8 protein-coding genes are annotated in these 10,328 nt (G+C 54.8%); 1 reads left to right on the top strand and 7 read right to left on the bottom strand.

What is annotated here, in order from left to right:
* From ABX962_RS19665 to ABX962_RS19680, 4 genes are all read right to left on the bottom strand, one after another.
* On the bottom strand, positions 1–483 hold a 483-nt coding region (locus ABX962_RS19665), incomplete at its 3' end, for a DUF1559 domain-containing protein (RefSeq protein WP_372721732.1).
* Between the two features lie 176 nt (positions 484–659).
* Entirely contained in the window at positions 660–1,970 is a 1,311-nt protein-coding gene (locus ABX962_RS19670; RefSeq protein WP_372721733.1) for a TCR/Tet family MFS transporter, read from the bottom strand.
* A 121-nt stretch (positions 1,971–2,091) separates the two neighbouring features.
* On the bottom strand, positions 2,092–2,868 hold the full coding sequence (locus ABX962_RS19675; protein ID WP_372721734.1) for a hydroxypyruvate isomerase family protein: 777 nt from the start codon (positions 2,866–2,868) through the stop codon (positions 2,092–2,094).
* 269 nt (positions 2,869–3,137) lie between these two features.
* Positions 3,138–5,357, bottom strand: coding sequence for a protein kinase (locus tag ABX962_RS19680; protein WP_372721735.1), 2,220 nt, complete (start codon positions 5,355–5,357; stop codon positions 3,138–3,140).
* 583 nt (positions 5,358–5,940) lie between these two features.
* On the opposite strand from ABX962_RS19680, the gene ABX962_RS19685 reads away from it, so the two are divergent.
* A complete protein-coding gene (locus ABX962_RS19685) occupies positions 5,941–7,869 on the top strand; it encodes a family 16 glycoside hydrolase (RefSeq protein ID WP_372721736.1) in 1,929 nt (642 codons plus the stop codon).
* 171 nt (positions 7,870–8,040) lie between these two features.
* Here the strand turns inward: ABX962_RS19685 and ABX962_RS19690 are convergent, their stop codons facing one another.
* From ABX962_RS19690 to rplU, 3 genes are all read right to left on the bottom strand, one after another.
* The gene (locus tag ABX962_RS19690) at positions 8,041–8,697 is read right to left on the bottom strand and encodes an FKBP-type peptidyl-prolyl cis-trans isomerase (protein ID WP_372721737.1); all 657 of its coding nucleotides are present in this window, start codon (positions 8,695–8,697) and stop codon (positions 8,041–8,043) included.
* A 200-nt stretch (positions 8,698–8,897) separates the two neighbouring features.
* Positions 8,898–9,926: a serine/threonine protein kinase gene (locus ABX962_RS19695; protein ID WP_372721738.1), complete on the bottom strand. Its 1,029-nt coding sequence runs from the start codon at positions 9,924–9,926 to the stop codon at positions 8,898–8,900.
* 22 nt (positions 9,927–9,948) lie between these two features.
* A complete protein-coding gene (gene rplU / locus ABX962_RS19700) occupies positions 9,949–10,260 on the bottom strand; it encodes a 50S ribosomal protein L21 (protein ID WP_008706265.1) in 312 nt (103 codons plus the stop codon).
* Positions 10,261–10,328 lie beyond the last annotated feature (68 nt).

Genomic DNA, 10,328 nt, shown 5'->3' on the forward strand with positions numbered 1-10,328 from the left:
GCGTGGTTTGACATAACCTGCATCAACAATGTTTTTAGTCACTTCTCCATGAGGAACATAATCAGTTGTCGCCGTGCTCATCCCTGAACTAAGTCGATCGGGCTGGTGGTTGTCAGGAGCAGAGGGACATAAATAGGTTTCGACATGAGTGGCAATCGCATCTTTATTGCGCACGTCGTTCCAATTGACGCCAAAGTCATAACTTTCGAAAAGGGCCGTCTGCTCGACAAAGGGTAACAACGATGCGGCCCAGGTATGGCTGCGAGGACTCGGTTGACTCTTTCGTGGCAATTGCTGATAGAGGGAATGATAATTGTGCGACGCCAATCCGATCTGACGCAAATTATTGGAACAACTCATTCGCCTTGCTGCTTCGCGGGCGGATTGCACCGCTGGCAACAACAGTGCAACCAACACACCGATGATCGCGATCACGACAAGCAGTTCGACGAGCGTGAACCCGCTGCGAGACCGCGAAAACATGAAGCGTCTAGAGAAAGCACCAACAATGCTTCCGCAAACCGGACCTGTCGCGCGCACGTGTCACCCCCGTAACTGCGACAAATCCGAAGAGGAAAAGAGTCCACGAGCGACCTGCCGCCCATCCCCCGTGAAGCGTCAAGTATAAAGCGATCCAGCGGGCAAAGTCGAGCAACAAATCAAGTTGCGTCGTAATTCGACTCCGTTATCACCGTTTCGGCTTTCGGAAAACGGTAAAAAACCTGGATTGCCACGACCAGCGAAATGGTAATCAACACCGCGCCGGCTAAAAACGGAGCCCCCGGAATCTCAACGGGCGCGGAATCACCGGTGAAATAATTGAACAAGCCTGCGGTGAAAAAGATCGGGGCGATCACGTTTGTCAAACTGACTAACGATGTCAGCGCGCCTTGCACTTTGCCTTGATCCGAATCGCTTACCGTTCCCGAAATCAAACTTTGAATCGCCGGGCCCGCCAAACCACCGAGCGAACCGAAAATGATCAAACAGGGCATCATCCACGCTTGATTGGCCAATCCGTACCCCGCAAACGATACCGCCGAAATCAGCGTCCCGAACAGCACTGCATTGCGTTCGCCATAACGCTTGATGAAAGGACGAACCAAACCACCCTGAACGACAATCGCGGTAATGCCGACCAAGCCCAGTGCTTTGCCATTGGCCGCCGCGTCCCAATCGAACTGATATCCCGTGTACAGCACCCACACATTTTCCAAACCGCGTTGAGCAAGCGACTTGCAAAGAAAAACGACCGTCAATCCGACCACAAAGGGGTAAACCTTCAAATGGTTCAACGTGCGAAATGGATTGCCATGGGACAATAAAAATTCACTGCGTCGTTCCTTGGGAAGCGACTCAGGCAAAACGAAATAGCCATACAACCAATTCACCAGCGCCAGTGCTGCTGCCAAGAAAAACGGCCAGCGCAAATTGTAACTGCCGAGCAATCCTCCGAGTGCCGGCCCGATCGTAAACCCGAGTCCGAACATCATTCCGACCAAGCCAAAGTTACGAGCACGATTGGCGTCGGTCGAGATGTCGGCGATGTAGGCGTTGGCAGTCGTGATGCTAGCGCCCATCACTCCGGCGAGCAAACGGCCTACGAACAACCACCAAATATTGGGTGCAAAACCTTGAATCAGAAAATCGATCCCAAGCCCAAACAACGACACCAACAATATCGGACGCCGACCAAAGCGATCCGACAGCGCCCCAAGAATCGGCGCAAAGAGAAACTGCATCAACGCATACATCGCGCCGATCACCCCGACATAGAAGCTAGCGCCGGACTCTTCCGCTCCGATCAATTCTTGGATCAACTCGGGCAAAACAGGAATCACGATTCCGATGCCAAGAATATCGATAAACAGCGTCAGCAGGATAAAGGCGATCGCCGCCTTGCGTTTCTGATGCGGCAGCGGCGATCCAGAGTCATCCGAATCTGACAAATCGTTTTTCAAGTCGCTCAATGAAGTCTCTTGGTTTTACAGAGGCTTACAATTGCCCCTTGAATGGATTCAATAAGTTTGCAGCGATGCTGTTTGTGACGATACAGGCTTTGGCGATACGAACGCATCAATCGGTCACGCTTTAGGATACCGCGGTGAACCAACGAGCGACCTCACGCAACCCTTCGTTTGGATCGTGCTTGGGCCAATACTCAAGCCCCACGTAACCGTCGTACTCGCTTGATTGAATCGCGGCAAAAATTTGCTCGTAATTCAATTCGCCCACCGTCAACTCATGACGTCCTGGGTTTCCCGCGGCATGAAAATGCCCGATCTTGTCGACATGCTGCATCAGATTGTGGATGACGTGTCCCTCACTGATCTGTTGGTGATAGATGTCAAACACCACTTTCACACGCGGACTGTTGACGGCATCGATAATTTCAAACGCTTCGTCGCTGCGAACAAGATAATACCCAGCATGATCAACCAATTCGTTCAGCGGCTCGATCACGAGCGTGACGCCAGACGCTTCGAGCATCGGGGCGGCCGCCTTTAATCCATCGATCAGCGATTGGTGTTGTTCTTGACGCGACACGCCGGGGCGAAAGTCGCCGACCTGTGAAATCAAAACGGGACAATTGAGCTGTTTGGCGGCCGCGATCGATTCTTCGAGCCCGGCCAAATACTCGCTGCGTTTTTCGGGATCGACCAACGAAATAAACTTGGTGCAACAGGCCGAAATCGACATGCCATTGGCGTCGCGGTGTTGGATCAATTCATCGAGATCTTTCTCCCACCAACACCAGAACTCAAAGGCCTTGATTCCCGCATCGGCCACGGATTTCACCGCGTCCCCCATCGGAACATTCTCGAAAACGGCGTCAATGCAGACAGAGGGTTTCAGTTGGTTTGGCATGAATCGGAGTTACCTAATTTTGAATTTCAAAGTCGACGATTTGGGGGGGCGGCCCCCGAATGCGACTCGCGTTGCGGCCGCTGAAACCCGCGGCTCGCGTTGGGGTGCAACCGCGTCCGAGCGACAATCGAGCACAGCTCTACATCCACTTGCGACGCGACATCCCCCCGAGTTCAATCCAACCAGGGCTGTCAAAACATCGTGGCTAGCGGGCGAGTGAATCGCCAGAGTCTACACGAATGCCGACAACACGCACGAGGGTGCTGCCACTAGGGGGTGGGCAACTCGACGACCAATTTTGGCGCTTCGGCTGGATCGCGTTCGCGGCTCGAAAACGCTAACAGGCTATTATCCGCTTGACCACCTGCGAGAATCAGTGTCACGGAGCGACTTTTCGCACTCCGCAAAAACTCGGTCAGCACTTCGCCTCCGATCGACACAAGGCGATCATTGCGGTTGTCCTTGGCGGTCAATTTTGCTTCGCCTAACACAGGCAGCGAGTCCAATCCTCGCTTGGAATACGAGTTCCCCCATGTCAACGCAAACCGCCCCGATTCTTGCCATCGCTCGGCCGCCGGCGTATCAACACCATATAAACGCAACGTTGCATCGGAAGGCCACTCGTCGCTGGGTAGCGTCAACACCAATTTTGCATCCTGAATCTTACTTCGATCCTTTCCGACCTTCGCGAGATCAAATCGCATGTAGGCATGTTCCAGCTCGGCGCCGTTTCGCGCCTGCACCGCAACGCCGGGGTTGGTCCCCATCGGATCGCCGCCCCCCGCACCACGACGGACTGACGAATCGGCTCCGTTGCCATCAGCAGAACTGATGGTGATCGCGTTGACCGGAATCGAGGACGGTTTGGGTTCGGGAACAGCTGCCGCCGCCGGCACCACATTTTTCATTGAAGCCGAATCAGGTGGAACATCCGCCAGCTTCTCACGCATGGTCTCCTGCTTGGGAGAGCTTGGCTTCGTGACCGCCGGCGTCGACGGCGGCGCCGCAACTTCGGCCTTCGCGGGCGGCTTGGCCGACGATTGCTTTGCCTTGTTTTGGTTATTGCCGTTCCGGTTGCCGCCGCCCGCTTTCTTGTTGGGCTTGTCTGCAGATGTCTCTTTTTTCGCAGTCGCCCCTTTTTTCGTAGGCGGCGAGTCGACTTGTTGGACTGCGGGCTTGACGTTGTTGGGCTTTGCTGCCGCGGACGCCGCTGGCACGGCAGACTGGGCAACCGGTGATGGGGCACTCGATCCGCTACCAACGAACGCATAGATCGCCACGACGATCAACAGCAATGCCAAGACGGCGATGGCAATGAACGGACCAACCAGTTTCCAGTCAATGGTGTTTTTTGCAGACTCCTTTTTCGCAGCGGGCCGCGTTGCTGCGGCACTCCGCGGACCTTGAGTCGCCATTGGTGCCGGAGCAGCCAAAGGACTTGGCATCGCCGCCGGAGTCGCAGGCATGGCGGGAAAGGCAAACGGATCGGGAACCTCCTCGCTGACCACTTCGATCGAACTATCACCAAAGATATCGTCGTTCTGTTTCTTGCTGACGACTTCGCTCAAGCCAAGCTGTAATTTATTGATCGCTTGCGCCACTTCGGATTTGGCATGACACTCGATCTCGACACGCTGCAATTCTTCGAGCAACAGGCTTGCCGACGCGGGCCGCTCACGCGCCTCTTTCGCCAACAAGCGATGGACCAAGTCCGCAAGCGGTGCGGGGATCTCGGGGTTCAGTTCGCGGATGGACTTAGGTTTATGCGACAAAATCGCGACCAATTGCCCCGAAACCGACGAAGACGCAAGCGGCAATCGTCCGGTACACAACTCGTACAAGACCACACCGAGACTGTACAGATCGCTTCGATCGTCCAAGGGATCCGTCCGCGCCTGTTCGGGCGACAAGTACCCCGGTGTGCCGATCACCGACCCGGTACCTGCAAGCCGATCCACCGGAGTCTGTGCGAGTGCCAGACCGAAATCGAGAATCTTGATGCGATCGTTTCCCTCTTCGATCCAAATATTCGCGGGCTTGATATCGCGATGGACAATTTGCTTGGCGTGGGCGGCGGCTAGCCCGCGAGTGATCTGCTTGGCAAAGTCGAGTATCTTTTCGAACCCCAGCTGCGTCTTGCGCAAGTTCAGCGCTTCGAGCGTCTGCCCTTTGAGCAATTCCATTGCCATAAACGGGGTGCCGTTGCGCTCGCCAACTTCAAAGATCACCACGACATTGTCGTGATGGACCGCCGCCATCGCACGAGCTTCTTCAATAAATCGAGCCCGGCTGTTGGGGGTCGCCGCGATCTTTTTGTTCATCACCTTCAAGGCGACGGTACGTTTCAGACGCGTGTCCTCGGCGCGGAAAACGTACCCCATCCCCCCCTTACCCAGCTCACTAATCACTCGATACGAACCGAGCATCCCCAGATCATCCGGTTGCGATGCAGGTGCGAGAAAGTCGTAGACTTGCTGAGTCGTTTTCATAAATTCGCGGTAGGAACGATAAGTTTCTTATATCCATCCGGGCGGATTAGTTTAACACGCAAAGCAGCAAATGTGTGCAGAGGACCGGAAAACCCCAGTCTAAATCCCCCGCAAATCGCTTGCTATGATAAATCGAGACAATCGGCACCATCGCAGCGACATGCCCTATGCAGCGAGGTGGCACTCCTAGTTTACCTTCCAATGTTTACCTTCCAATCCCGAATGCAAACGACATGCCGGAGCCCAAACCCGCGTGCCAGCCCCGACTCGCATCACGGAAAAGGGGGGACCGAAACCAAAGAATTCAACGCAGTGAACCCTCGACATGTTGTCGTCGCTGCCTTGGCGAACGATACTGTGAAACCTCCTTGAGTGTCAAAAACCTCCTCAAAGGGACACCGATTGACGCCCCGGCTACGGTTCATCCGCATTACCACGGTTCATCCGCGTTCTCGTTCGCCAGTCACCCTCGCTTGCGTATTTCGCATCCGAGCCTTGGCCCCGCATCCATCCGTGGCCTGCCCCCCCTTGCCTGACACCTTTACCAGTACCTCTTTCCATTCCCTTCACCCCAAGTATCAAGATGAAAAAGCGGCTTAGCCTCACAATCGCCAGCCTTTGCCTGGCATGGCTCCCCTTCGGCTCGCGACCTGCGAACGCCTTGGATTCCAACCCCACCGACAATGCCAATCAATTGACCGAGTCCGAGAAACGCAGCGGATGGGAACTGCTGTTTGATGGATCGAGCACCGACGGATGGCGAAACTACAAACGCGATGGCGTTTCGGATGGCTGGAAAGTCGAAGACGGAGCGTTGATCCGTCACAGCAAGGGTGCTGGAGACTTGATCACCCAGGAAAAATTCGACACATTCGAGCTTTCGTTGCAATACAAGATCAGCAAAGAGGGCAACAGCGGGCTGATGTTCCATGTCGTCGAAGGCGATGGACGCCCGTACTACACCGGTCCCGAAATTCAGATCCAAGACAACAAGGACGGGCACGATCCGCAAAAGGCGGGTTGGCTGTACCAGCTCTACAAACCCGGCAACGCTCCAGGCGAAGAAACTCCGATTGACGCCACCCGCCCGGCCGGCCAATGGAATGAACTGTACTTGCGTATCGCTAAGGATCAGTGCAGCGTCTGTATGAACGGCGTGCGTTACTACAACTTCAAACTCGGCGACAAGACCTGGAAAGACCGTGTGGCCGCAAGCAAGTTCGCCAAGTGGGAGGGCTTCGGCGAAGCGGGCAAAGGGCATCTCTGCCTGCAAGATCACGGCGACGTGGTGGCGTACCGAAATATCAAGGTCCGCCGACTCACAGATGGCCAACCTGTCAAGCAACCGATCGACGGAAAACTTGGCATGAAGAGCGTCTTGGCGTTCCCAAATCTGCAGTGGGATCAATGGGAAGCCGTCGATGATGCCGGCCAAGTCCGCCCGTTGCGTTTGATCGAATTAACCTACGCCAAAGACATTCCAGAGCGGCTTTACACCATCTCGCAACGCGGCATGGTCTGGACGTTCGAAAACAAGCCAGACGTCACTGAATCCCAACTCGTACTGGATTTGCGAGACAAGGTTTACGACTGGCAAAAACGAGGCGCAAACGAACAAGGGCTGCTGGGACTCGCGATGCACCCCGAGTTCAAAACGAACCAAAAGTTCTATGTCTACTACTCGTTGGCGGATGCGAAAAAGTCGATCATATCTTGCTTCACGATGTCCAAGGACAATCCCCATCAAGCTGACCCCAAATCCGAAGTGGTGTTGATGGAGATCGACCAACCGTTCCAAAACCACAATGGTGGCAGCATCGAATTTGGTCCTGATGGCTATTTGTATATCGGACTCGGTGACGGCGGACTTCGCAACGATCCATACTCCGCCGGCCAAGACCTCGGCAAGATTCTCGGCAAGATCCTACGGATCGATGTCGACAACGCGGGCGATGGCAAAAACTATGCGATCCCCACAGACAACCCGTTCGTGAACCACGCGGGTGCCCTGCCAGAAATTTACGCCTATGGACTTCGCAATCCATGGCGAATTGCCTTTGACCCTGCCTCGGGTCGCCTGTGGGCTGGCGATGTTGGGCAAGAATTGTGGGAAGAAGTCGACGTGATCACTAAAGGCGGAAACTATGGCTGGAGCAGCCGCGAAGGCACGCATCCGTTTGGCAACCAAGCGGTGCCCGAAAGCGTCAGTGAGCCGATCGAGCCGGTATGGGAATACGATCACGAGATTGGCAAATCGATCACGGGTGGCCGTGTTTATCGCAGCGATCGCAGTGCGGATCTAAAGGGCAAGTACATCTACGCCGACTACGTCACCGGCAGCGTATGGGCATTGTCGTACGATCCGGAAACGGGCAAAGCGACCCGCAACGATCAAGTCCTTCCCGACAGCATCCCGGTGCTGGCGTTCGGGCAAGATGCAGCGGGCGAGGTCTATTACCTGACCAACAGCGTCCGCGGCGAGTGCATCTACCGCTTCGACGCAGCCAAGTAAGCACCTCTTTAGCCCCGTGCCTGCGTCGAGGGGAACGGTCTGAGAAGCCCAGGATGCGAAGCAAATAACCTAGCGTAGTGGATCTTGCTAAAGATCCACTACGAAGAGGCCTATGCTACGAAAAAAGCCGAGTCGCTTGACTCGGCTTTCACGCGTGAGGGCTGCTTACGACTACAGAATGTCGAGCAACTCGACTTCAAAGACGAGCACTTCATTGGGGCCAATCGCCCCCTGGCTGCCGCGCTCGCCGTAGGCCAGTTCCGAAGGGATGTAAAGCATCCACTTCGATCCAACCTTCATTTGCTGAAGCGCCATCTGCCAGCCTTGGATGACTTGGCCGACCATGAATTCCGCGGGGGTTCCCCGCGCGACCGAGCTGTCAAAGACCGTGCCGTCGATCAGTTTGCCGGTGTAGTGAACTTTGACCTTGTCCGATGCGGTGGGCGAAGCCCCTTTGCCTTCTTTGATCACCGAATACTGAACGCCACCTTCAAGCGTTTTCACACCTTCTTTCTTGGCGTTCTGCTCAAGCCATAGCTTGCCCTTTTCTTTGTTTCGCAGCATCGCTTCTTCTTGGCGTTTGCGAAGCATCGTTTCCATCTTACCCTGGACTTCACGCAATTGATCATCGCCCATGGCAGGCTCGTTGCTGGCCAATCCGTCTTTCAGACCCGCGATCAGCGTTTCGAAATTCATGTCTTCGGCTTGGAAGCCTTGGTTGCTCATTTGCTGGCCGAGCGAAACGCCCAAGAAATAGCCGATCTCGTCAGCCTGTTTTTCGTATTTTCGCGGCGCATCTTCTGTTTTAGCGGCGTCGTCTTGTGCCATCGTCGAACTCGTCATTAGTGAAAGAGAGACGAGAGCCAACCCGCCAAACTGTAAAAAGGATTTTGTTGCATTCATCAGGTGGGACATTGGTAGGGGTTCCTGCGTTTGATAGAAAGGTCATCGACGTGCTTTATACAAAAGCGACTCGAGTTGTGTTACCACGCATCCGAGAGATTCACGCGGCATCGACCGAGATTGCGTTACGGTGCAAATACGATTGCGGCAATTACCATGCCGCCGATCACGGCCGCTACCAATACCAACCGCCCCCAACTGACCTCGGGATTGGTGGCTCGGTTCAGCCGGTCACTGATTTGCTGCTCGAGGATTTGGCGTCCCTTTTCAGTGACCGATTCTGCCGCCACATCCCCGCCTAACGCATCGGGAAGCCGCTCCGCGTGCAAATCGTACTTTTCGCCCAGCTGCAGCATCACGCCTTGGACCGAGCGAGCATTGAAGGGTCGATCATCGGGCAATTTCTGCAGCAATTGGTCAATGATCTCATCGAGCTCGGGGGGGCATTCGGGAAGCAGATCGCGAACTCGCGGCGGCTTGGAACGCAGATGCTGCTCGAATAATTGAGCAAAATTCTCGCCCAAAAACGGCTTCCGCCCCGTCAACATCTCAAACAGACAGCACCCCAGCGCGTACAGATCGGTTTTCCCCGAAATCATCGCGTCCCCGGTGATCTGCTCAGGTGACATGTAGGCGTGAGTGCCGACGGTCAAACCAGTAGTCGTGATATCGTTGTCGTGCAAATCGCGGGCGATTCCAAAATCGCCCAATTTGACGACCGCTGACTTGGTCAGAAAGAGATTGCCGGGCTTCAAATCGCGGTGAATAACCCCGTGATTGTGAGCGCACTGCAGCGCCGAACAGATTTGCCGAGCGATATCAACAACCACCTGCCAAACAAGTCGTCCTCGCGTCTCGAGCAATTCGCCGACCGTCCCCCCTTCCACCAGCTCCATGATGTAATAGAGCTGACCATCGTCGGCTTCGCCTCCACCAAACGAGGCGATGATGTTGGGGTGACGCAATCGTTCCAGAATCGTGACTTCACGGCGAAAGCGAGCTCGGATTAGCTTGTCACGGCTAACACCGGGGTGCAATTTTTTGATTGCAACCCGCGCGCCGGTCTCTTTTTCCGTCGCCTCATAAATCGTACCGACGGTGCCGACACCCAAAATGGTCCCAAGCACGTAATCGGTGATTTGCGGAGAAGGCACGTCGATTTTCGCTCAAACGTCCTTAGACAGCGATCTTTTCAATCTTGACACGCGTGTGAATTTGGCGATGTCCCGTACGACGCTTGCTGTGCTTGCGTCGGCGAAACTTCTGGATATAGATCTTTTTGTCTTTCTTAGGGCCAATTACCGATGCGGTAACCGAGGCACCATCCAAAGTGGGCGAACCAAGCTTCAAACCGTCGTCAGCGCTAACCGCGAGGACTTTTTCGAAGGTAATTTCGGAACCTTGGGAAAGATCGCGGAAGTCGATGTCAACTTCCATGCCAGGTTCGACGCGGTATTGGCGGCCACCATCTACAACGATAGCGTACATTTATGCACTCTCAAGTGAATTCAAGCGTAAGGGCGTTTTGTCGAGCCGCGTAGTGTATCGATCGATCC

This window comes from Novipirellula sp., from assembly GCF_041583735.1.
In the GTDB taxonomy this organism is placed as follows: Bacteria; Planctomycetota; Planctomycetia; order Pirellulales; family Pirellulaceae; genus Novipirellula.

What these genes read in the sequence shown, in the direction of transcription:
- ABX962_RS19675 (WP_372721734.1), bottom strand. Translation starts at nt 2,868, where the DNA reads ATGCCAAACCAACTGAAACCCTCTGTCTGCATTGACGCCGTTTTCGAG.
- ABX962_RS19680 (WP_372721735.1), bottom strand. Translation starts at nt 5,357, where the DNA reads ATGAAAACGACTCAGCAAGTCTACGACTTTCTCGCACCTGCATCGCAA.
- ABX962_RS19685 (WP_372721736.1), top strand. Translation starts at nt 5,941, where the DNA reads ATGAAAAAGCGGCTTAGCCTCACAATCGCCAGCCTTTGCCTGGCATGG.
- ABX962_RS19690 (WP_372721737.1), bottom strand. Translation starts at nt 8,697, where the DNA reads ATGGCACAAGACGACGCCGCTAAAACAGAAGATGCGCCGCGAAAATAC.
- rplU (WP_008706265.1), bottom strand. Translation starts at nt 10,260, where the DNA reads ATGTACGCTATCGTTGTAGATGGTGGCCGCCAATACCGCGTCGAACCT.